This window comes from Methanolobus sp. (assembly GCF_030682845.1).
GTDB lineage: Archaea > Halobacteriota > Methanosarcinia > Methanosarcinales > Methanosarcinaceae > Methanolobus.
The window spans coordinates 1-21,043 of record NZ_JAUXNK010000048.1; the positions used below are offsets into that span (position 1 = coordinate 1).

The 21,043-nt window shown below is 46.5% G+C and carries 22 protein-coding genes and 1 pseudogene; 14 read left to right on the forward strand and 9 right to left on the reverse strand.

Annotated features, from left to right (window positions below; translation table 11 throughout):
• The 3 genes and pseudogenes from Q8J68_RS05385 to tnpB all read right to left on the reverse strand — a co-directional run.
• Window positions 1–189: pseudogene (locus Q8J68_RS05385) on the reverse strand (IS1 family transposase); the annotation flags it as partial.
• 130 nt (window positions 190–319) lie between these two features.
• Complete coding sequence (locus Q8J68_RS05390; protein ID WP_305310513.1) at window positions 320–1,135, reverse strand: tryptophan-rich sensory protein; 816 nt, start codon at window positions 1,133–1,135, stop codon at window positions 320–322.
• A gap of 390 nt (window positions 1,136–1,525) precedes the next feature.
• Complete coding sequence (tnpB, locus tag Q8J68_RS05395) at window positions 1,526–2,638, reverse strand: IS200/IS605 family element RNA-guided endonuclease TnpB (protein ID WP_305310514.1); 1,113 nt, start codon at window positions 2,636–2,638, stop codon at window positions 1,526–1,528.
• Between the two features lie 219 nt (window positions 2,639–2,857).
• Between tnpB and Q8J68_RS05400 the strand changes: the two genes are divergently transcribed.
• From Q8J68_RS05400 to Q8J68_RS05425, 6 genes are all read left to right on the forward strand, one after another.
• Window positions 2,858–3,283, forward strand: coding sequence for a hypothetical protein (locus Q8J68_RS05400; RefSeq protein ID WP_305310515.1), 426 nt, complete (start codon window positions 2,858–2,860; stop codon window positions 3,281–3,283).
• 91 nt (window positions 3,284–3,374) lie between these two features.
• Window positions 3,375–4,550, forward strand: a complete 1,176-nt coding sequence (locus Q8J68_RS05405) for a Xaa-Pro peptidase family protein (RefSeq protein WP_305310516.1) — start codon at window positions 3,375–3,377, stop codon at window positions 4,548–4,550.
• 41 nt (window positions 4,551–4,591) lie between these two features.
• Window positions 4,592–5,488 (forward strand): type II methionyl aminopeptidase, encoded by an 897-nt coding sequence (gene map / locus Q8J68_RS05410; protein WP_305310517.1) that lies wholly within the window; start codon window positions 4,592–4,594, stop codon window positions 5,486–5,488.
• A gap of 126 nt (window positions 5,489–5,614) precedes the next feature.
• The gene (locus Q8J68_RS05415; protein ID WP_305310518.1) at window positions 5,615–6,286 is read left to right on the forward strand and encodes a hypothetical protein; all 672 of its coding nucleotides are present in this window, start codon (window positions 5,615–5,617) and stop codon (window positions 6,284–6,286) included.
• A 35-nt stretch (window positions 6,287–6,321) separates the two neighbouring features.
• Window positions 6,322–6,609: a YunC family protein gene (locus Q8J68_RS05420; protein WP_305310519.1), complete on the forward strand. Its 288-nt coding sequence runs from the start codon at window positions 6,322–6,324 to the stop codon at window positions 6,607–6,609.
• 51 nt (window positions 6,610–6,660) lie between these two features.
• Entirely contained in the window at window positions 6,661–7,701 is a 1,041-nt protein-coding gene (locus Q8J68_RS05425; protein WP_305310520.1) for a TRM11 family methyltransferase, read from the forward strand.
• Here the strand turns inward: Q8J68_RS05425 and Q8J68_RS05430 are convergent.
• The 3 genes from Q8J68_RS05430 to Q8J68_RS05440 are packed head-to-tail and all read right to left on the reverse strand — an operon-like array spanning window position 7,679 to window position 10,064.
• Window positions 7,679–8,263 (reverse strand): M48 family metallopeptidase, encoded by a 585-nt coding sequence (locus Q8J68_RS05430; protein ID WP_305310521.1) that lies wholly within the window; start codon window positions 8,261–8,263, stop codon window positions 7,679–7,681. The two genes, Q8J68_RS05425 and Q8J68_RS05430, sit on opposite strands and share 23 nt — an antisense overlap.
• Window positions 8,264–9,085, reverse strand: a complete 822-nt coding sequence (gene truA / locus Q8J68_RS05435; RefSeq protein WP_305310522.1) for a tRNA pseudouridine(38-40) synthase TruA — start codon at window positions 9,083–9,085, stop codon at window positions 8,264–8,266.
• A gap of 16 nt (window positions 9,086–9,101) precedes the next feature.
• A complete protein-coding gene (locus tag Q8J68_RS05440) occupies window positions 9,102–10,064 on the reverse strand; it encodes a transcriptional regulator (protein ID WP_305310523.1) in 963 nt (320 codons plus the stop codon).
• 131 nt (window positions 10,065–10,195) lie between these two features.
• On the opposite strand from Q8J68_RS05440, the gene Q8J68_RS05445 reads away from it, so the two are divergent.
• From Q8J68_RS05445 to ablB, 5 genes are all read left to right on the forward strand, one after another.
• A complete protein-coding gene (locus Q8J68_RS05445; protein ID WP_305310524.1) occupies window positions 10,196–11,263 on the forward strand; it encodes a formate--phosphoribosylaminoimidazolecarboxamide ligase in 1,068 nt (355 codons plus the stop codon).
• A gap of 60 nt (window positions 11,264–11,323) precedes the next feature.
• Window positions 11,324–12,730: an NAD(P)/FAD-dependent oxidoreductase gene (locus Q8J68_RS05450; RefSeq protein ID WP_305310525.1), complete on the forward strand. Its 1,407-nt coding sequence runs from the start codon at window positions 11,324–11,326 to the stop codon at window positions 12,728–12,730.
• A 320-nt stretch (window positions 12,731–13,050) separates the two neighbouring features.
• The gene (locus Q8J68_RS05455) at window positions 13,051–14,328 is read left to right on the forward strand and encodes an ATP-binding protein (protein ID WP_305310526.1); all 1,278 of its coding nucleotides are present in this window, start codon (window positions 13,051–13,053) and stop codon (window positions 14,326–14,328) included.
• A 251-nt stretch (window positions 14,329–14,579) separates the two neighbouring features.
• Window positions 14,580–15,893, forward strand: a complete 1,314-nt coding sequence (gene ablA, locus Q8J68_RS05460) for a lysine 2,3-aminomutase (protein WP_305310527.1) — start codon at window positions 14,580–14,582, stop codon at window positions 15,891–15,893.
• Window positions 15,886–16,728 carry a putative beta-lysine N-acetyltransferase gene (gene ablB / locus Q8J68_RS05465; protein WP_305310528.1) on the forward strand — a complete coding sequence of 281 codons (843 nt, stop codon included), beginning with the start codon at window positions 15,886–15,888 and terminating at the stop codon, window positions 16,726–16,728. The genes ablA and ablB overlap by 8 nt, the downstream gene beginning before the upstream one ends.
• Here ablB and Q8J68_RS05470 read toward each other — a convergent pair whose 3' ends face one another.
• The gene (locus Q8J68_RS05470; RefSeq protein WP_305310529.1) at window positions 16,729–17,172 is read right to left on the reverse strand and encodes an Lrp/AsnC family transcriptional regulator; all 444 of its coding nucleotides are present in this window, start codon (window positions 17,170–17,172) and stop codon (window positions 16,729–16,731) included. It abuts the gene before it with no gap.
• Between the two features lie 169 nt (window positions 17,173–17,341).
• Between Q8J68_RS05470 and Q8J68_RS05475 the strand changes: the two genes are divergently transcribed.
• From Q8J68_RS05475 to Q8J68_RS05485, 3 genes are all read left to right on the forward strand, one after another.
• Complete coding sequence (locus Q8J68_RS05475; protein ID WP_305310530.1) at window positions 17,342–17,821, forward strand: 3-isopropylmalate dehydratase small subunit; 480 nt, start codon at window positions 17,342–17,344, stop codon at window positions 17,819–17,821.
• A 29-nt stretch (window positions 17,822–17,850) separates the two neighbouring features.
• Complete coding sequence (locus Q8J68_RS05480; protein ID WP_305310531.1) at window positions 17,851–18,978, forward strand: isocitrate/isopropylmalate dehydrogenase family protein; 1,128 nt, start codon at window positions 17,851–17,853, stop codon at window positions 18,976–18,978.
• Between the two features lie 275 nt (window positions 18,979–19,253).
• Complete coding sequence (locus Q8J68_RS05485) at window positions 19,254–19,565, forward strand: hypothetical protein (protein WP_305310532.1); 312 nt, start codon at window positions 19,254–19,256, stop codon at window positions 19,563–19,565.
• A 23-nt stretch (window positions 19,566–19,588) separates the two neighbouring features.
• Here Q8J68_RS05485 and pyrH read toward each other — a convergent pair whose 3' ends face one another.
• Window positions 19,589–20,293, reverse strand: a complete 705-nt coding sequence (gene pyrH / locus Q8J68_RS05490; protein ID WP_305310533.1) for a UMP kinase — start codon at window positions 20,291–20,293, stop codon at window positions 19,589–19,591.
• Window positions 20,294–20,308: 15 nt separating this feature from the next.
• Window positions 20,309–21,043, reverse strand: a complete 735-nt coding sequence (locus tag Q8J68_RS05495) for a hypothetical protein (protein ID WP_305310534.1) — start codon at window positions 21,041–21,043, stop codon at window positions 20,309–20,311.

A 21,043-nucleotide genomic window follows, 5' to 3' on the forward strand; every position in this document is an offset into this window, starting at 1 on the left:
TCCGATTGAACGAAATCCTAATCCTTCAAGATAGAGTTGTAAAGCCTGCCTTTTAACGGAAGTAGAACTCGCAGTCGATTTTATCTCGACTGTATAGTTATATACGCAATCATAACATTTGTAGCGTTGACGTTCATCGACTTTCCCATTCTTTTTGTGGTTGGAACTCTTACATTTAGGGCAGTTCATACTGAAGTATAGGCTTTCATCCTATATACCTCTATTTACTTAACAATACCGAAATTTTAATACGAGCTATTAAAATCATACCGTTTGTTCTGTGAACTCCGTGTTCTTTTTCGTTGTTACTATGTGTGCCTCACAGGGGCATACCTGCAGAGCCTCCTTTCCTTTTTGAAATCAGGATAAATGCTTCAGCAATGAGTAGTAAAATAATGCAAACAATTGTTGTAGTGATCACTGAAGGATACTGGCCTCCAAATCCTTCAGATGATGTGTGTTTTAACCATATTCCTGCATAAGCCCAGACAATAACAAGCCCATACGCAATATCACTGTTCTTTAGCATTGTTGCAACTCCAATGATAAGCCCGACAACGAGTATTAAGATAGTCCAGGTAGTCTCGGCTAAACCAAAACCTTCCCAGCCTATGCTGACAAGAAGCGTAGTAACGTTAGCAATGGTTGCCACTGTGATCCATCCGAAGTACACGCTAAATGGAAGTCTGATGAAAAAATATTCTCCTGCAGAAAGCTGTTCATTGCTTATCATCTGATTTATCAGAATAAGGCAGGTAAGGATCACAATCATCAGCAGCACAGATATCGGGATCATTCGATAGTGCCATGAGAAGATCCAGGCTGCATTGGCAATGGAAGAAATAGAAAATAATATTCCGGTTTTACGCAGCAGCTCAGTCTTGACTGTATTCGTATTGCCTTGAAAGATACCTGTCTGGTAAAGTGTGTACCCGCCAAGCAATAGGTATATTAGTCCCCATATTGCAAATGTCAGCCCCGCCGGGGCAAAAAGATTGGGATATGAGTCCGAAACCTGGCCAGTGCTGACTCCATTGATCGGGAGAATATTGGCCAGCGCATTGACAATAACCATTGCCAGAAAAGTAACTACCACGATGATTTTGATCATTGTGTCCCTTTGTTCCCTTTGCATTTTGTTGCCTCCTTGCTTTGATTCATATCCTAAATTTGACCGTCAAAAGCAATAAAAGTGTTCTTGGTTTTGGTGTGTTTGACAACCCCGCAAGAACAACTAAGAAGACAGGCCCTCCACTTCTTGGAAAGCTTTGGCGGTAAGCTTGATGCCTCCTCATGGAAATATATCGGCAGGGTCGGGAATTATGTCTGCTGGAGGCCATTATATCCGATTTAACCTCACCTAAACATTTCATTTTCATACCTTAATGCAAATAGTGAATTCTAGCTGCAGTTTCCGGATATGGCGCGTTGATCCTCCTGTTCATTGCGGGTGAACTACCACCCATTAAAATGGGTGGCTTCTTGCTTCATCCAGCTTTCTCGAGTGAAAGGTCTGTCCACAAGCTCAGACCGCAGTCCCTGCGGCAATATTGTTTAATGCAATATTCAGGATGTTGATGGCTGCGTTAACATCCCGATCATGTTTTGTATGACACGAAGGACATTCCCAACTTCTATCGTTCAATGTCAGGTCGGCATTCTTGTATCCGCATATGCTACACAGCTTGGAACTTGGCACAAACCTACCGATCTGCATTATGGTCTTACCATACCAATCTGCTTTGTATCTTAGTTTCTCGATGAAACTACTCCAGGCAACATCGGATATCGCCTGTGCCAGACAGTGATTCTTGACCATTCCTGAAATGTTCAGATCTTCCAGACAAATTGCTTGGTTCTTGTCAATCAGTCTTTTAGATACCTTGTGATGGAAATCGTTTCTCTGGTTGGCTATCTTTTCGTGTAGTTTAGCCACAACCAACTTTTGTTTCTTTCTGTTACTCGATCCCTTTTTCTTACGAGATAATGCCCGCTGTTCATGTTGCAATTTCTTCAGGGATGTTTTCAAATGCCGAGGATTCTCGATCTTTTCACCCGTTGAAAGAATGGCAAAATGGCTAATGCCAACATCAACGCCAATGGTTGTGCCTGTCTCAATCTTCTCAGGTAGTTCCTGTCCATCATCAACCAGTATGCTTATGAAATACTTACCAGTCGGTGTTCTGGATACAGTAGCAGTCCTGGTTTCCCCGTCGAATCGACGATGGAATTTGGCTTTGATAGGTTCCTTTAATTTAGGCAATTTAACCGTGCCGTTGTCAAGGTCCACTACATAATGCTGTGGAACCTGAAAAGACTGTACAGGGTTGTATTTTGACTTGAAATTAGGATAGTTTGCCTCTTTCCTGAAGAACTTCTGGAAAGCGTTGTCCAGATTGTCAATGGAACCTTGTAAGGATTGGGAATTGACATCCTTTAGCCAATTGTATTGGACCTTGAGACCAGGAAGCATTTTCTTGAGCTCATTCTTACTTATGGATCGGTTCTCATCCTTGTAAACTGTACTCTTAAGATCCAATGCCCAGTTGTATACGAATCTACAAGTACCGAACTGTTTCTCAAAGAAATCTATCTGGGATTTATTTGGATATAATCGATACTTATAGGCTCTTAACATAATCAAATTATTTTATGCTATAATCGCATATATATTTAATGTTTGTTCGTGTATGCGATTTTAGATATTTTTCAAATGAAAATGGACGTAATTCATCCACCCATTGAAATGGGTGGTCTTCTTACTCCAACGTGATAAACCAAAGCTGCTCCGTACCTTGCACAAACTACATTAATGCTAAGTTCCACTAAATTAGTTAAAAAAAATAGGAGGCATTTGTTGGGCGACATATTAAAAGTCCTTGTAGTATCTTTTCTGATCCTGGTGGCAATAACTGCTGCAGGCAACTATTCCTACGGAGCAGGAGGATGCATGCAGGTTATCAGTGTGGACGAGAAGAACCAGAATAGTGACAGGTTTGTGGCTGAAGTCAATGCTTACGATGACAGGCTTGTGTTCAGCTATATCCCGCGTACTGTCGATGCAGCTGGTGATTATTATGTTACTTACAATATCGCGGCTGACGGGAATATTCTGGCAGTATCAGGCAATGGATTGTATGAGAATGTTTCAGTTGATGAGCCTGTAGTTATCGAGATTACCCGGGAAAGCTCTTCCTTGTATGAGATTGAGATGCTTATCGAGGATGCACAGGAAAACATTGCGCACAGAAGTAACATCAGGGTAGGTCCGCAGGGGCAGTAAAGTGTACTGCCTCATATCAAGTCACATGCGGGTCTCTCATACCGATGAACCTTAACAACAATTTTGTACTAGCAGGTACAAGATAATCAATATGAAGACCGAACAGAATTTGCTTGATATCAGCGAGGCTCTCAGGGCCCATAAGTCCGATGCCTTTCTGATTGTGGGGAATTCGAATAACTCTGACATCTTTTATTCCACTCATTTATTTTCCTCCGATCCATTTGCCTATGTGCAGACAAAGGACGCCTCCGAAACAATACTTGTACCAGATATGGAACGCAAGCGCGCCGAACTGGAGTCCAGGGTCTCCCGGGTGCGTACCCTGCAGGATTATGACTACAGAGGCAAGATAAAGGAAAGGGGAGATTCTGCAGTGGCCTATTGTGACTGCCTCGCCCAACTTCTCCAGGAACTGGGCGCGCGCAGGGTAGCCGTTCCCAGGGACTTTCCCTATCATATAGCCCAGGTACTCAAGGAAGATGGCTTCTCCTTCGAGGCTATCAGAAGCCCTTTCCAGCAGTTACGCGCAAAAAAAAGCGAAGCTGAGATCGGGAAGATCAGGAAGGCGCAGGATGCCTGCAATCTTGCCATGAAAGCTGCGGCAGAAATGATACACAAATCAGAGGTCGTTAACGGTCACCTTAATTACCACGGCTACGACCTGACGGCTGAGAAAGTGCGCGCTGCCATTGACATCACACTCATTGAACACGGCTACGAGGCCGAAGGCACAATAGTGGCGTGCGGTAAAGGTTCTGCCAGCCCGCACTGGGAAGGTTCAGGCCTGATCATGGCGGATGAGCCCATAATCATTGATATCTTCCCTCGTAATAAGCGTGACAGGTACTATGCTGATATGTCCCGTACCGTGCTCAAAGGCAAAGCTACAGAAAGGCTTTCGGACATGTACGAAACTGTCCTTCTGGCACAGGAAACTGCCATATCAATGGTAAAGCCCGGTGTCAGATGCAGCGATATACACAGCAGGGTATGCGAGATATTCGAAGAGAAAGGCTATGCAACCTACAAAAGCGGATCTTCTGTGGGTTTCATCCATTCTACCGGCCATGGCGTAGGTCTTGAGATACACGAGGCTCCTCCTGTAGGAGAGCGTGATGTAGTCCTTGAGCAGGGAAATGTCATCACCATCGAGCCGGGACTGTACTATCCTGATGTGGGTGGCATTCGCCTGGAGGATCTTATCCTTGTAACAGCTGACGGACACGAGAACCTGACAGAGATGGAAAAGCGGTTTTTGGTGTGATCCGCAAAAACTTTATTTTATTTAAGGACAGGAGATAGCACATGAAAGAAGTACCCCCGATGACAGATGAGATTTTGGAGAAATATTTTAAAGCTGGCAGGATACTCTCGCAGGTAAGAAGTGAGGCAAAGGACAGGATAAAGATTGGCACCAGCATGCTGGAAGTGGCTGATTTCGTTGAGAAGCGGACTGTAGAACTGGGAGCCAACGGTTCGGCTTTCCCATGCAACCTTTCGCGCAATGACGAGGCCGCCCACGCAACCCCTCTGCCGGGTGATGAAACCGTTTTCGGGGAGGATGTGGTGAAACTTGACCTTGGCGTCCATGTCGATGGCTATATCGCAGACTCAGCTGTAACAGTAGACCTCACCGGAAGATATGGTGACCTTGTAAAAGCCTCGGAGGCTGCCCTTTATGCTGCCATTGACACTGTAAAGAACGGTGTGACCACCTCAGAGATCGGTGCAGCTATAGAGGATGCCATTACATCGTACGGCTTCAAACCCATCGGCAATCTAACAGGGCATGGCCTCGCCCAGTATATTCCCCATGCTCATCCGAGTGTCCCCAATCGCAGGAGTGGCGGTGGCTCCTTACTGCACACCGGCGATGCCATAGCTATCGAACCCTTCGCCACCGATGGTGCAGGGAAGGTTACTGACGGAAGCCTCACTGAGATCTTCCAGGTTATACGCAGCAAGCCCGTAAGGCTGCCTGCTGCCAGGCAATTGCTGAAGGATCTTGAGCCATACAGGTCCCTGCCTTTTGCAAGAAGGTGGCTTCAGGGTGATAAGCTCGATTATTCCCTGCTCCAGCTTGAGAAGGCAGGCATAGTCCACTCATTCCCGGTGCTCAAGGAAGTGGCCGGGGGAATGGTCTCCCAGGCTGAACATACCCTCATCGTAACAGATGAAGGGTGCCATGTAACAACGAAGTGACAAGGAGGCAGCGTTACCCTGAAGCTGAATAACGTCTTCTTTTTCCTATTTACGCTATCTGTTGCAACAGTCACCTCCATCCCTGCAGATGCCGCTTATTCCTGGGAGAATAACATAACTGTGGGTATGGACAGCATGACGTGGGAATATGCCGAGCAATACTCAGGTGAGAGTTCCGTTATTATGAGATCGGTCATTGATTCAGAAATGGGTAACAATGACGGTTTCATTGCTGCCTGGGAGCTACTCAAAATGGACACTCTTAGCAGGCGGAACCTGCACACGTCAGTCAGCCGGAAAATGGACGTAAAGATAAACGACTCCTCTGCAAGTATCTCCCTTTCCAAAGTGGAGTGTGTTATATCCACAGAACTCATTGGACCCGTGTCTAAACAAGACGAGGTCAGCAACATTTACAGGGTCTGCTACGCTTTCAGGGATCCTCTTGCGGAGCAGGGCAGCAGAATATGGTTCCAGGGAGAGCCGGGTACTTATGTGTTTATCAGTATGCCTGAAGGCACTGAAATAATCTCTGCGCAAGGGGTCGATAATGCCACCATCGGCATGCAGGGCCTTGTTCCATATGTGGAAGGATACTTTGATTTCACGGGAGAGTCCGTGATAGTTTTCAGCATGAATACAACAGTAACATCTAACCCGCAAACAATGGAATCAGTATCTTTAAGAACTGATGTCCAGGATGTTCAGTCCCCGGGACCCTCCTCCCCGCTGGATAAGGTATTCCCCGGTTCCACAGACAAACTGCTTGAAAGGCTCAGGAGAAGCTCAAAACTTTAATTTACACATTTTTAATCTGTACGGTGTGATCATGTATGCTAATTGAGAAAATAGAACTTGAAAAGGGGACAGCTATTGGCCTCAGCTACCAGTTGCAGAAGGCTCCTCTGATCCTGATCAATGCGGACAGGGGATTTGTGATGTGCGGCTATCTTGACCTGGATGCTGCAACAACGCTGGGAGATGTGGCTGTCAAGGTAAAAGGCGTTAAAACATTCGAAGACGTGCTGAAAGCACCGGTAGTGGGCGCAACCCCTTCAGCCATCAGTCTTGGTGTCAAGCTGGGGATGACAGGAAAGGAAGCCCTTGAACTGATGTTCTGACTGTATATGATTGAAACGCTTTAATAGTACTTCCTGCTTCTATTGCGCTACATGCTGTATGCTTTTGAATTGTCAGGGGAGCACGATGAACTTCCCCGGAAAGAGATCCTCTCCTGTCTCAGGCTGGCAGGGTTTGGCTTCAGGGAACATGCCCGCCTGGACCAGTGTCTGGTAGTTGATATCGATGGATATGCACCTGACATTGACATGAGACTTAAAGCTGTGGCAGAAAGGCTTGCCATGTCCCATCATATTGTCAGGGTCGCAGGCATATGTGATGTCAGGGCTGAAGATATCATATCGCTGGCTGAGAACTGTGACCTTTCTGAGTACCTCGCATATGGCAGCACCTATGTCGTGCGTGCAAAGAGGATAAAGCATTACGGAGAAGATGTGAAAAGAGAGGATATCGAAGGCAGGATAGGCGGCGTCATCTTCCGCAAAGGCTATCAAGCAAACCTTAGTTCTCCTAATATCAAGTTCCGTCTGATAATGACCGACAGGGCTGTCTTTGGATCAATCGTCGCGTCAGTTGACAGGAGTGCCTATGAGCACAGGGCCCCCCATAAAAAACCTTTCTTCTATCCCGGCGTCCTGATGCCCAGGGTTGCAAGGGCTCTTGTGAATATCAGTGAAGTGAAGCCGGGAGACGTTCTCCTTGATCCTTTTAGCGGCACTGCCGGCATACTTGTAGAAGCAGGAATGCTTTCTGTCCATGTCATAGGACTTGAGGTGAGACAGATGATATCTCATGGAGCCAGGATGAACCTTGAAATGTTTGGCGCAGACCACTCCCTTCTGGTCGGGGATGCCTGCCGGGTTCCCCTGAAGGACTGCAGTGTGGATGCGATAGCAACCGACCCTCCTTACGGACGCTCGGCAGCAATAAAAGCCGAATCACTTCATCACCTGTATTCCGATTCTTTCTCAGAGATGTACAGGGTGCTGAAAAAAGGCAAGCTTGCAGTGGCAGTTTCAGAGATCCCGGTACTTGAGTACGCTACAAAGGCCGGTTTTTCGGTTGTGGACGTATTCACCCAGAGAGTCCACAAGAGTCTTACAAGAACCTTCACTGTGCTGCGCAAGGACTGACGCTGTTAACTTGATTATGTATCAGCAGCCAGTATGATGAAAGTTTCCTGTCATAATCCCTGTGATCGCTGAAGCGGGCTTTAATATGGGTGTGAAACGCAGGGCTGTGGTTGAGTTCAATGAGATGCACCATCTCATGGAACACAATGTATTCTATCAGTTCTTCGGGCAGGTATCGGATATGTGTATTGAAGTTAAGGTTGCCTTTTGAGCTGCAACTCCCCCATTTTGTTCTCATCATCCTGAAATGCACAGCCTGTGGCACAACCCCCAGTTCTTTTGATATATCCGATACCATGCTCTTGACAAGCATCCTGAGATTCTCATCCGGGCGCTCAGTAAGTTGTATCTCCTCCGCTCCGGCACGCATCTCCCTCAGCCATGAATGCCGGTTATATATCCATCTCCGGTGACGGTGGATGATCTTCTCGTGTCCGGAATAGTCTTTGGGGACTATAAGTTTCAGCCTGCCTTTTTTGAACTCCAGCCGGGGGGTTTTGACTTTCCTGCGGATAACCTCGTAGCAGATAACAGCATCCTTTATAATGACCTGATGTTCCATTCAGTGTGATCCCTGATCTTTTGGCGCCAGATGGTCCATCACTTCTGCCATGACACGGTGGCGTATCATGTATTCGTGGAAATTCTCGTTGGCTTTACGGATCGAGTAGGCGTCCTCGCACCATTCTATGGGCTGCGGGTAGGTTATCTCCATAAGAGTAAGCCCGTATGCTGGTGCGGATTCCAGTCCTTCCTCATATATCTCAGGCTCAAGCATCTGTTGCAGCCATGCCTCGTCCCTGGCGCCACTTCCAACCATGGTAAGAGCGGTCACGATCTTACGTACCATGTTCCAGAGAAAGCTGTTTGCCTGGATATCGATCTTTGTCAGTGTCCCGCTGACCCTTATATCCACTTTTTCGATCGTGCGGACGGTACTTTTCTCTCCTTCCTTTGTACAGAAATTAGAGAAATCATGAGTTCCCACAAGTATTCTGGAGGCCGACCTGATCCTTGAGATATCATACTGCTCTCCGCTCATGATATATCTGTACTTTCTTGCAATAGCCGCTCTCCTTGGATCGAAATCTTTAGATATTGTGGCATGTGCCCAAGCCCATATGGCTGTCGGCAGTTTGGAGTTGATAACTCTTGGAATGGCAAGATGGATCTTATCAGTATCAAAAGCAATGACCAGCTCACGTGCATGTACGCCGGCATCTGTCCTTCCCGCACTTGTAAAATTGGCTGATCTGGGGTCCTGGATTATCTCCAGTTCCGTGAGTGCCCTGAAGATCTCCCCTTCAATGGTTGCAACATTCGGCTGTATCTGTGACCCGTGAAATCCCGTGCCAACGTATGCGATCTTAAGTGCTACTCTCATACCAGTTCACAGGGAATCATATATTCTTTTTTCTATAATACAGTTCTCTCACGAAAAGCAGGGTGATGATGAACAGGCAGCCAAAGAGGAACCATATACTTACATGGGACAGGAGGTCGTATGGTATCAGGCTTGAGGCAGGCTCGGATACAATGGACAAGTTGTCTGTTACAAGTTGGGAACTGTCCATGACCGGTGAACCTGTCAGGCTATCGATATCAAAACCCTCGGGCGGAACGGAGGATACAATCCCAGACTCCATATCTTCCGGTACGTATCCATCCAATGCAGAACTGTCCGGGATTCCAGTGTCCTGATTATAGGCTGGGCTCTCCGTTGCTGCTTCTGTAGGCTCGATGCCAGTAAACTCCTCTTCCGGAACTCCCATGCCCATAAATTCATCTTCCTGAGGGATTGCCCCGTCTTTAGTAAGAGGTTCATAAGCAGGCGTTTCCTGTGAAGTACTCTCATGAATGTCCATCCTGGGAACATATTCAGTGTTACTGTAAACTGTATCTGCAGCAATTCCCATGGGAGTTGTTCCTATCCCAAATCCTCTGCTCCTGGCAAGCGCCTCCAGGCCCGTGGCTGCAAATGCGGCCCCTGCTACAAGTCCAAGGTATTTCTTGAGCATGCTGATTACTGAGGATTTATCTTTCTGAATACTCCCCGGTGCCACGACTATGAATTTCTGGACCGGCTCGTATATCTTGATCTCCCTGCCCTTCTTACTCCATTTTGTCTGCTTTACCTTGATAAGATCGACTTCCACGAGTGCATCCAGATTATACTTGATAGTGGTGAGAGGCATTGACAGTTTTTCAGCCATATCAGTTGCTGACATGGGCTTGTCAGTGAGGATTTCCAATACCCTCATGGCCTTGTCATTAGAAAGTATCTGGGTGATCTTTTTTGATCCCTCATTAAGGGGCAAGATCAGAACTTTTTCTGAACTTGAGATTTCTTCGTTTTCTTGCATTGTGGATACTATATAATTAGGTAATTATATCATTTCCTTTAACTTCAAGCTGACTTGAAGTCTTCTTTGAGGCTAACTCGTAAAGTTAAAGAATGAATAGGACAATATGGGGTAAATTTCGGGGCTATATTATGATTACTAAAGAACGTATAATGGAGATCATCGGGAACTATGACCTTGACAACCTTAGCATTGCAACGGTATGCTCTCACTCAAGCCTTCAGATCTTTGACGGGGCAAGGAAGGAAGGTTTCAGGACCATAGGAATATGTGTGAAAAAACCTCCCCGATTCTATGATGCATTCCCCCGATCAAAACCAGATGAGTTCATTATAGTTGACAGTTATAAGGACATCCCAGGCATAGTCGACCAGCTTGTCTCAAAGAACGCCATTATCATCCCCCATGGATCTTTTGTCGAATACCTTGGGCATAAGAATTTCGTAGACCTGGCGGTACCTTCGTTTGGTAACAGGGCTGTGCTGGAGTGGGAATCTGACAGGGAGAAAGAAAGGGTGTGGCTTGAGGGTGCCGGTATCCACATGCCAAGAAAGGTGAATCCGAGGGATATCAATGGCCCTGTCATGGTCAAATACGATGGGGCAAAGGGTGGCAAAGGCTTCTTCATTGCCAAGAACTACGAAGAGTTCAAAGAGCATCTAAAACCTGATGAGAAATTCACGATCCAGGAGTTCATAACAGGTACAAGGTACTATTTCCATTATTTCTATTCCCCCTTGCGCCAGGAAGGCTACCGGCTGAGCGAGGGTATACTGGAGATGCTGAGCATGGACCGCAGGGTCGAGTCCAATGCCGATGAGATTTTCAGGCTGGGTTCTCCCCGGGAACTTGAGGAGGCAGGCATACACCCGACATACGTTGTTACAGGTAACGTACCTCTTGTGGCCAGGGAATCTCTGCTGCCGCTCATATTCGAGCTGGGGGAAAAGGTTGTCGAAGAGTCCCTGAACCTCTTTGGAGGCATGATCGGTCCGTTCTGTCTTGAGACCGTGGTCACTGACAACCTCGAGATCAAGGTATTTGAAATATCTGCCAGGATCGTCGCAGGTACCAATCTCTATCTCAATGGTTCTCCTTACTCTGATCTTATCGAGCCCGGCCTTTCCACCGGCAAGAGGATAGCCCAGGAGATAAAATACGCAAAGTCCATAAACCAACTGGACAAGATTTTATCATAAGGATACCAACATATCCATGGATACGCCTGATAGATGGCACATCCATGGATGTGATATGTTTTGAAGTCTTCAGCTGCTGATTATGATGTTGTGATCGTAGGTGCGGGACCTGCAGGTCTCTTTGCGGCGCATGAACTTGCATCTTCAGGTCTTACTACGCTGGTGATTGATTCGGGAAGGGATATCAGCGAACGGGATTGCCCTCTGAGCGATGTTGTCAGATGCAAGCACTGCCACCCTTGTTCTATATTGCGTGGGGTTGGGGGTTCTGGTGCTTATTCTGATGGGACCCTCAATCTTCATCCGGATATAGGAGGCACTCTCTCTGAGTTCACAGGTGACCAGGATTCTGCCTGGCGCCTGGTGGACCATGTGGACAGGATATTCCTCAGGTATGGTGCACCAAATAATGTGTCTTCCCCTCCTGCCGGGGAGATAGAATCCCTTAAAAGGAAGGCTGCGTCTGCAGGTGCAAAATTCATTGACATAAGGCAGCGTCATATAGGCTCTGATAATTCTGTCGCCCTGATATCTGAGCTCAAGACGGACCTTGAATCAAAAGGAATAACGTTCCTGCTTAACACCGAGGTCACTGATGTCATTATAGACAATGGTATCTGCCGCGGTGTACTGCTTGAAGACGGCCGGAGGCTGGGCTCGCGATACACACTGCTTGCACCAGGCAGAGTGGGATGTGACTGGGTGAATCAACTCGTGAACAGGTACCCCATAGTTTACTCTTTCAGCGGGGTAGATATCGGGGTCCGTGTAGAGGTCCCGTCCATTATAATGGACCCAGTGACCAGGATTAACCATGATCCCAAGTTCCACATTAGCACAAGGCGGTATGACGATTTCGTCAGGACATTCTGTACAAATGAGCATGGTTTTGTCGTAAAGGAGGAGTATGAAGGATTTGTTGCCACAAATGGCCATTCAATGCATACCAAAGCTTCGGAGAATACTAATTTTGCCTTCCTTGTGCATGTGGAGCTGACCGAGCCCATGGAAAACACAATTAAGTATGCAAGATCCGTAGCAAAACTTGCCACTACCATAGGAGGGGGAAAACCTGTCCTCCAGAGAATGGGCGACCTGCGCAGAGGGCGGCGCTCCACCGAACAACGCATAAGAAGGAACACAGTGGTCAATACTCTAAAGGATGTAACCCCGGGTGACATTTCGATGGCAATGCCCCATCGTATAGTCATGGATATCATCGAAGGACTGGAAGTTCTGAATGATATCATTCCAGGAGTGGATTCGGACTCGACCCTCCTCTATGCTCCAGAAGTCAAGTTCTACTCGATAAAATTGCAGGTGGATAGCCACATGCAGACCAGTATAGGCAATTTGTTCGCGGCAGGCGACGGTGCAGGCCTTTCCAGGGATCTGATAAATTCCGCAGCTACGGGAGTGCTTGCAGCAAGGGGCATCATGAATCTTGAAGAAAAAGAATGCAATTAGTAAATCCGTAAAATAGAAGTACAAAAGAGGAATCCTGCATGGGTTGGTTGGTTGGGTGGTGATACATCTATTCAAAAAGGACTAATGTAATAGAGGGGGAATGATTGAATGCAGGTCTTCCTCTGGCCGTAGAAGCTCCCTTCACTATATATATGTTCCGGTTTGACTCTCTGTTGCTCTGTGTCCCTTGCTATCTTTTTTCTTTCCTGGGAACTATTTCTTAATATCATTGAATCCACTGTAAAATGTATATATTATGGAATCTCTTTTTTTAACAAAAAAGAAAAATTATTATAGAAGATGGTGCTCCCTTGTTATCCATGGACTACCACTCAGCAGATTTTAACGCGGGCGTATCAAAAAGGCAGTATATTCTTGGAGGGGACGGTACGCAGGAGGGTGCCATGCTGTATCTGGGCAGGTACCTTGCGCGCGACAGGTCAGCAGGCTCTCACGTAAAACTGGATGTCCGCAGGCCTCACGCTATACTGATCAGTGGCAAAAGAGGTTATGGTAAGTCTTACACAATGTCGATCATTATTGAGGAGCTGCTGATGCTGCCTGAAGTTGCAAGGATGAACATAGCTCCTGTTGTTATTGACACTATGGGGATATTCTGGACTTTTACAAAAAGCAACGATATTCAACTCAAGTCCCTCCAGGATTGGGGACTTGAAGCATCGGGGTTCCATACTAATGTATTTGTCCCGCAAAGCAGTAAGAAGAGCTATGAGCAGAGGGACATACCTGTAAAGTCCGTTGCTATTCCTCTCTCCCACATGGATGGTTACGAATGGTGCCAGCTGTTTGGTGTTGACCCGATATCTTCCACAGGTGTCCTGATCGTGAGGGTTCTGGAGTCTCTGAGAGAAAAATCATCTTCTTTTTCATTTGAGGACGTGATCGATGCATTAATGGAAGATGAGCGCTCTGATCTGGTATCCCGGAGTGCGGCAAACAATTATTTCAGGACGGCCATGTCATGGGGTGTATTTGCGGCAGAGGGATGGGAGACATCCGATCTTGTAAAAGGTGGATCTCTTGCGGTTATTGATATAAGCACTATCAAAAACCCTGATGTAAGATCGGCTGTTGTTGGTTTTATTGCAAAGGACATTTATCATAAAAGGCTGCATGCAAGACGCTCCTACGAGAAGATGCTCATGGGCGACAGGAGTATCGAGAAAGGAATCCCTATGGTATGGATGTTCATCGATGAAGCCCAGCAGTTCGTGCCCCGCGAAGGAAGCACGCTTGCTTCAGATATTCTCATAAATGAGTGGCTGAGACAGGGCCGCCAGCCTGGCCTGTCACTGGTCATGGCAACACAGCGCCCCGCCTCCCTGCATCCTGATGTGATGTCCCAGTCTGATATTGTGATATGCCACAGGCTCACATCCCGGGAAGATATCATTGCTCTTGAGTCTGCCAGGCCTACTTATATGAGAGAGGATTTCGGGGAATCTCTCCGGAAAATGGGAAATGAGAGGGGAACAGCCCTTGTAGTGGATGACACCACCGAGACAGCTCATATTATACGGATGAGGCCCCGTTTAAGCTGGCATGGCGGCAGCGAGCAGCTCGTGGACATCGGATGACTTTTAATCAGTTTCAGCAAAAATAGTGCTTATTTTCCTCCGATTCTTAAAATTAATTATATATAGACTGAAACGAAGATTATGACCTCAGATAGGTAAGCCATCCTATGAACAATCATTGCTTTAGAAGTTACTCGCGTGTTAACTCCAGTATTGTATAGACAGTGTATCTCACAGCATATCGTGTTCTAATCCCGGTTTTCAGAACCTGGGCATTTACAATTGAATTTTAAACAACGGATAGTGATCCGATGAAAACACATCTTAAAAGACAGCAAGATATTGCAGAGAAAATTAATCCTGATGTTATCATTTCCAACTGGAAGGACTGGAAATGGCAGATAAAACATTCTGTCAGGGACATAGCCACTTTTGAAAAACTACTTAACATCGAGTTTGAACCTGAAGAGAAAAAAGCACTCGATTCAACGCTTGAAAAATTTCCTTTGTCCATTACACCTTATTATCTTTCTCTTATCGAAGTGGAAGACATAAATAATGACCCTATATTCATGCAGGCATTTCCTTCTCCAAAGGAACTGATTGTTTCTGAGGATGACATGCATGACCCTCTTTCTGAGGATAAGGACAGTCCTGTGCCGGGAATAACGCACAGGTATCCAGACAGGGTGCTTTTCCACGTGAGCAACGTGTGCGCCATGTACTGCCGGCACTGTACGCGCAAAAGAAAGGTAGGAGATGTGGATCACATTCCCGACAGGGTCGTTGTGCAACAGGGGCTTGATTATATCGCAGGCAATCCCTATGTAAGGGATGTGCTTCTGTCCGGAGGGGATCCTTTCATGCTTCCGGATGCCTATCTTGACTGGATACTCACTGAATTGCGATCAATACCTCATGTAGAGGTTATAAGGATAGGTACGAGAACTCCTGTGGTGCTACCTTACCGTATAACCGATGAACTTGTGAATATGCTGAGCAAGCATCATCCTTTATGGGTAAACACTCATTTCAACCATCCTCGTGAGATCACCTCCTCTTCAAAGGAAGCCCTGAAGAAACTGGCAGATGCCGGCATACCTCTTGGGAACCAGACAGTACTGCTAAGCGGAGTAAACGATTGCTACAGGATAATGAAGCGACTTTTCCACAAGCTTGTGGCAAACCGGGTGCGTCCGTATTACCTGTACCAATGCGACCTTTCCGAAGGCCTGACACACTTCAGGACATCTGTCGGGAAAGGCATTGAGATAATGGAAAACCTTATAGGCCACACAAGCGGTTTTGCAGTTCCCAGATACGTGATCGATGCGCCTGGAGGAGGAGGTAAGATACCCATACTTCCTTCCTACATGATATCCAGGTCCACCCATAAAGTGATCCTTCGCAACTACGAAGGGGTCATCACATCCTACAAAGAGCCTAAAGAATACAGGCCTGTATATTGTGACCGAGATTGTGAGGAGTGCAAGCTCCAATTAAAACTTGATGATGCACCTGAGTACAGGTCTGTAGGCATTGCAGAGCTTCTTTCAGATAGCGAGGAAACGCAGAGCCTGATCCCTGGTAATACGATACGCGTGGAGAGAAGGTCCATTGACTGATGCTATAATACGTCTGGGTGATTCGGTAGTCCAGCACGGCAGGCATAATGACAGGGTGTACCTGATGACCCTGTCATCTTCAGATTTTGACCCTATACATCCGGTACTTGAAGCTATGGAGTCTTTGGCATCTGAAAACAGTTATTCGAAGATATTCTGCAAAATTCCTTCCTCCCTGAAGGGTGATTTCCTCTCAGTAGGATATGTGGAGGAAGCACATATACCAGGCTTCTTCGGCGGTTCAGAGGATGCAAGCTTCATGTGCAGGTATTTTTCTCAATCCCGTATGCATGATGAAAGCTCTGGGGAGAACTGCAAGGTCCTGGATATTGCGCTGGGCAGACAGGATGAACAAAAAGAGGTCAGACTTCCGGTGAATGCCAATTGCGATATCTGTACTCCTGCTGATGTAGGGGAGATGGCCGATGTGTTCAGGGAAGTGTTCCCCACTTACCCATTTCCGGTGTTCGACCCGGAGTACCTTTTACAGACCATGTCAGAAGGTTTTGTGTACTTCTGTATCAGGACAGAGGGCAGGATAGTTGCACTGTCATCCTGTGAGATGGATACTGAGAACAGGACCGTGGAGATGACGGATTTTGCGACGCTGCCCGCATATCGGGGCAGGGGTTATTCGCACTTTCTTCTCAGCGAGATGGAACGGGAGATGCTCAGGAGCAATATGCTTTTAGCTTATACCATCGCAAGAGCCCGTTCTTATGGGATGAACATAGTGTTCTGCAGTAACTCTTACAGGTATGCAGGGACCCTTGTGAACAATACTAACATCTCGGGCGGATTTGAGAGTATGAATGTATGGTACAAGAGGCTCTGATCAGACATTGTATATCCCATCCTTTATACTTTTGGTGATTATCTCTACACTATAGTTCTGGATAGGTATCTCCTGCAGGAGCCTGTCGTTGATGAAGTCGGTAAGGTCTTCTTCATCATCGAAAAGTCCGAAAGCTTTTATTGAGTATTGCCCCGTTGTCTGATATATCTTTATCAGGTCTTCGATCTCGGCAAGTTTCCGGATGCTGGTCTTTATCTGTTTGTTCTCAAGTTCAAGGTTGAAGATGGCAAAAGTCATTTTCCCGAATTTTCTGGGATTGAGCAGGACAACGTAATTCTTTATGTACCCTTCCTCTTCAAGTTTCTCAAGCCGGTACCTGACACCATTTTCGCTAAGGCCGACCTTCTTGGCTATCTCCGAGATAGGTATCCTGGCTCCATTCTGCAGAATAGATAGTATCATCAGGTCTTTTTTGTTCACCATTGGTAATAAGTAATGAGTACTAATATTAAGGTTTTATTAAGTTTCTCTCATGTCTGCCTGTAATATTTTTAAATAAGTCTTTTTCCACCATTACTATTTAGTATGATAGTATGTATTATATGCTCTCAACGTTGACTATGATAATCATAAATTTCAATCCGGTGTTAAAATGAAAGGAAGAGTCTGGAAATTCGGAGATGATGTCGATACGGATGCTGTCATTCCTGGCAGGTATCTTATCCTCAATACCCCAAAAGAGCTTGCAGCCCATGCATTTGAAGGCGTGAGGCCGGAATTCGCGAAGCAGGTAAAAGAAGGCGATATTATTGTTGCAGGGAATAATTTTGGCTGCGGCTCCTCAAGGGAACATGCGCCTATAGCTATGAAAGGTACTAAGATCTCTTGCGTGATAGCCAAGTCCTTTGCACGCATCTTCTTCAGGAACTCCATCAATATCGGTGTCGCACTTCTTGAATGTCCTGACACTGACAGGATATCCGACGGTGACGAGCTGGATGTGGACTTCGCAACAGGTGTTATCACAAATGTCAGCAGGGATGAGAAATACCAGGCGACCCCGCTTCCTGACTTCGTGAGGGGCATCATGGATGCCGGCGGCCTGATAGAATATACAAGAAAAATCATCTGATTCCATCACAACGATCATAGGAGAATAACATGACACAGTATAAAATACCGGTAATCCCCGGTGACGGTATCGGGCCAGAGATCATTGCGGAAGGCTGCAAAGTTATCGAGGCGGCAGGAGAGAAGTTTGGCTTTGATGTAGAGTGGGTCAAGTACCCCCATGGAGCTGACCACTACCTGAAAACAGGTGAGCTTATCTCTGAGGATACGCTTGCAGAACTCAATAAGAATCCGGTGATCTACCTGGGTTCCATAGGCGACCCAAGGGTGGCACCCGGTATCCTTGAGAAGGGCATATTGCTCGCTGCCAGGTTCTATTTCGATGAGTATGTGAACCTGCGCCCGATCAAGCTGCTTGAAGGAGTCTGGACGCCTATCAAGGACAAGACGCCCAAGGACATTGACTTTGTGGTTGTCAGGGAGAATACCGAGGACTTCTATATCGGCATAGGTGGAAAAGCCAGCCGGGGAACCAGCAAGAACCTGCTGGAAGTGTCCAGGAACCTGTACTCTGTCAAGTTTGGTCTTGACATTGAGACCGACAGTGAGGAAATAGCCTACCAGATAGGCATGATATCCAAGGAAGGCACCCAGAGGGTCATCGAGTATGCATTCGACCTGTCTGAAAAGAGGGGGAAGCATGTGTCCTCCGTTGACAAGGCAAACGTGCTCTCTGACATCTATGGCTTCTGGAGGAAGGAATTTGAGGCGGTCTCAGCTAAGCACCCCGGAGTGGCCACTGATTTCAATTATGTGGATGCTATGACCATGTGGTTCGTGAAGAACCCTGAGTGGTTCGACGTGGTCGTAACGCCTAACATGTTCGGTGACATCATCACTGACCTTGGTGCAATGGTCCAGGGAGGACTCGGACTGGCTCCGGGAGGTAACATCAACCCCAACGGTACCAGCATGTTCGAACCTATCCATGGTTCAGCACCCAAGTACAAGGGCCAGAACAAGGTCAACCCTATAGCCACTATCTGGGCAGGTGCCATGATGATGGAGCAGCTCGGTGAAAAGGAAGCTGCGGATGCCATTGTATCTGCCATTGAGACCAACATCCTTGATGCCAAGGTAAGAACCTATGATATGGGTGGCTCTTCCACCACCTCCGATGTCGGCAGCGATATCGCAAGAATTGTTCTTGGGAAGTAACTTTCCAGTTTGCATCCGGAAGGATGCAATCCCTTTTCCTTTTTATTCTTTCCTATGTTTTACTGTAGGGTCCCCTTGATTTGGATTATTTTCAATCCTGACATCATCATCATCATAACCATTATATACTAATGTATAGAAATTTTTATATACAAGTAACCACCCTCTAAGTTATAACTGACATTAATATATCAGCGGGTGAGCAGGATCTGAACTCTGCTTCAATCCTATGCATTTACTCCATGCTGATAATTTGCTTATTGAGGTGTACATTAATGGTAAGATCAATTGAAGACCTTGAAAAGGACCTGGACACGATGAACGAAATGTTCCGCAAGTATGTGAAGATATCCCAGCATTACCAGAAACAGGTCGATAGTGCGGATATACCTGAAGAGCAGCGTAAGGCACTGCTGGAAAAGTTAACACAGGAAAATGAGAAAGTCCAGAAGGCAAAATTCCAGATAGATACCTTTGAGAGGACGCTCCAGACACTGAAAGATTCCAGGGAAAAGTTGAAAGAAGTGATCCACAAGACTGAAAAGCCGGGTTGCGAGAAGCCGGAATATCTTGTGGCCTATAATTGAAATTACCTTCTTAACGATATTTTTCATCCTCTGATGCGGGTCCCGAGGTGGACTCCCTTCAGAGGTTCGGTCACTATACTTTCCTGGATGATTGCCTGCAGCACATTCTGGGCGTCGGTACCATCCATTACTATGGTTTCTATGTTACAGCGCTCAATGATCTTTGCTGCAAGAGGATCGACAGGTGATTTGGAACCGGCTTTCATCTCGATGGTCATAACAATGCTGACGAGTTCTTTTGGTGACATTACCTCATATTTTTTAGCAGCTGGATATTGCTTAGGGTCCGCAGTGTATACGCCATCAACTGCAGTTGCGATAACGAACAGGTCCGCCCTCAGATATTCTGCCAGTATGGCTGCAACAGCATCAGTTGTCTGTCCGGGTATGACTCCTCCCATAACAACTATCTTCCCTGAGGATATGGCTTCCCTGGCTTGCACATAGTCATGTGGCGGCTGAGGGTATGCTGCATCTCCCAACGCAGATATTAGTAGTTTTGCATTCAGACGGGTTATGTCGATCCCGATGTAATCACATTCTACTTCATTACATCCGACACTTCGCGCCACATTGATGTAGTCACGCGCAGCAGTGCCGCCGCCTGTTACAACGACCACGGTATTTTCCTTTGCAAGTTCTTTAAGCGCAACAGCATAAGCCCGAAAACTTTCCGGCTTCAGATCCTTTGCTAGAATGGATCCGCCTACAGATAATACGACCAGCATGATAATCTTTAGTCGTTAACGCTTTCTTCGGCTTAAAAGTATCGCCACCGCTCCAAGGCCAGCAAGAGCTGTGATAAATGAAAAACCAGGGATGAGGGATGTTATGGACAAAGGTGAGAGATTCTTTGCCATACTCTCGCTATGGAGGATACCACCATTGTAAAGGCCATATACCTTAATATCCTCCCCTGGCTTAAGGTCGGTAGCTCCGTAATAGAACACCCGGATAGATTCTTGCGTACCTGTTTCTTCAATGATGGCCGTATAGCGCCCCACTGACAGTTCTATGCTTGTAAGATTGCCTGTGACTGTGACATATTTGCCGTTATATGAGGCAGGGCTCTTGTTTATCTCACTGATGTTAACCTGCCCCGCGTCCTGTACCGGATAGCGCAGCACATAATTGGGGTACATCACATCATCTCCGATTGGGTTATGCTTGAACTCGCCGGTGAGCATAACCTGTTCTCCCTGCTCGAAACCGTTGAAAAGACCCATCCTTGTAACATCTGTCTTCAAAAAGAGATCTTCATCTGCGAGAGTTGCAGAGTATTTACTGATCTCTGAAAGGTTGCCTACGACACTGATCTTGCGGTAGGCTGTGGTACTGTCGTATACCGAAGGCTTCTCAATTAGCTTTGAGATAGGTACTATCTCAAGTTCGAACATCGAGGCATTTGCAAAAGTGGCAGTACATGCGATAAGCAGCAACGAGATAGCTATCACTTTGACTGTACTGCCGTTTTTCAA

Bases quoted from the DNA above. Each gene is read 5' to 3' on its own strand.
- Q8J68_RS05480 (WP_305310531.1), top strand. From the start codon at position 17,851: ATGACACAGTATAAAATACCGGTAATCCCCGGTGACGGTATCGGGCCA.
- Q8J68_RS05445 (WP_305310524.1), top strand. From the start codon at position 10,196: ATGATTACTAAAGAACGTATAATGGAGATCATCGGGAACTATGACCTT.
- Q8J68_RS05475 (WP_305310530.1), top strand. From the start codon at position 17,342: ATGAAAGGAAGAGTCTGGAAATTCGGAGATGATGTCGATACGGATGCT.
- tnpB (WP_305310514.1), bottom strand. From the start codon at position 2,638: ATGTTAAGAGCCTATAAGTATCGATTATATCCAAATAAATCCCAGATA.
- Q8J68_RS05415 (WP_305310518.1), top strand. From the start codon at position 5,615: ATGGACAGCATGACGTGGGAATATGCCGAGCAATACTCAGGTGAGAGT.
- Q8J68_RS05470 (WP_305310529.1), bottom strand. From the start codon at position 17,172: ATGGTGAACAAAAAAGACCTGATGATACTATCTATTCTGCAGAATGGA.
- Q8J68_RS05425 (WP_305310520.1), top strand. From the start codon at position 6,661: ATGCTGTATGCTTTTGAATTGTCAGGGGAGCACGATGAACTTCCCCGG.
- pyrH (WP_305310533.1), bottom strand. From the start codon at position 20,293: ATGCTGGTCGTATTATCTGTAGGCGGATCCATTCTAGCAAAGGATCTG.
- Q8J68_RS05440 (WP_305310523.1), bottom strand. From the start codon at position 10,064: ATGCAAGAAAACGAAGAAATCTCAAGTTCAGAAAAAGTTCTGATCTTG.
- Q8J68_RS05455 (WP_305310526.1), top strand. From the start codon at position 13,051: ATGGACTACCACTCAGCAGATTTTAACGCGGGCGTATCAAAAAGGCAG.
- Q8J68_RS05430 (WP_305310521.1), bottom strand. From the start codon at position 8,263: ATGGAACATCAGGTCATTATAAAGGATGCTGTTATCTGCTACGAGGTT.
- Q8J68_RS05420 (WP_305310519.1), top strand. From the start codon at position 6,322: ATGCTAATTGAGAAAATAGAACTTGAAAAGGGGACAGCTATTGGCCTC.
- Q8J68_RS05390 (WP_305310513.1), bottom strand. From the start codon at position 1,135: ATGCAAAGGGAACAAAGGGACACAATGATCAAAATCATCGTGGTAGTT.
- Q8J68_RS05405 (WP_305310516.1), top strand. From the start codon at position 3,375: ATGAAGACCGAACAGAATTTGCTTGATATCAGCGAGGCTCTCAGGGCC.
- truA (WP_305310522.1), bottom strand. From the start codon at position 9,085: ATGAGAGTAGCACTTAAGATCGCATACGTTGGCACGGGATTTCACGGG.
- map (WP_305310517.1), top strand. From the start codon at position 4,592: ATGAAAGAAGTACCCCCGATGACAGATGAGATTTTGGAGAAATATTTT.
- ablA (WP_305310527.1), top strand. From the start codon at position 14,580: ATGAAAACACATCTTAAAAGACAGCAAGATATTGCAGAGAAAATTAAT.
- Q8J68_RS05485 (WP_305310532.1), top strand. From the start codon at position 19,254: ATGGTAAGATCAATTGAAGACCTTGAAAAGGACCTGGACACGATGAAC.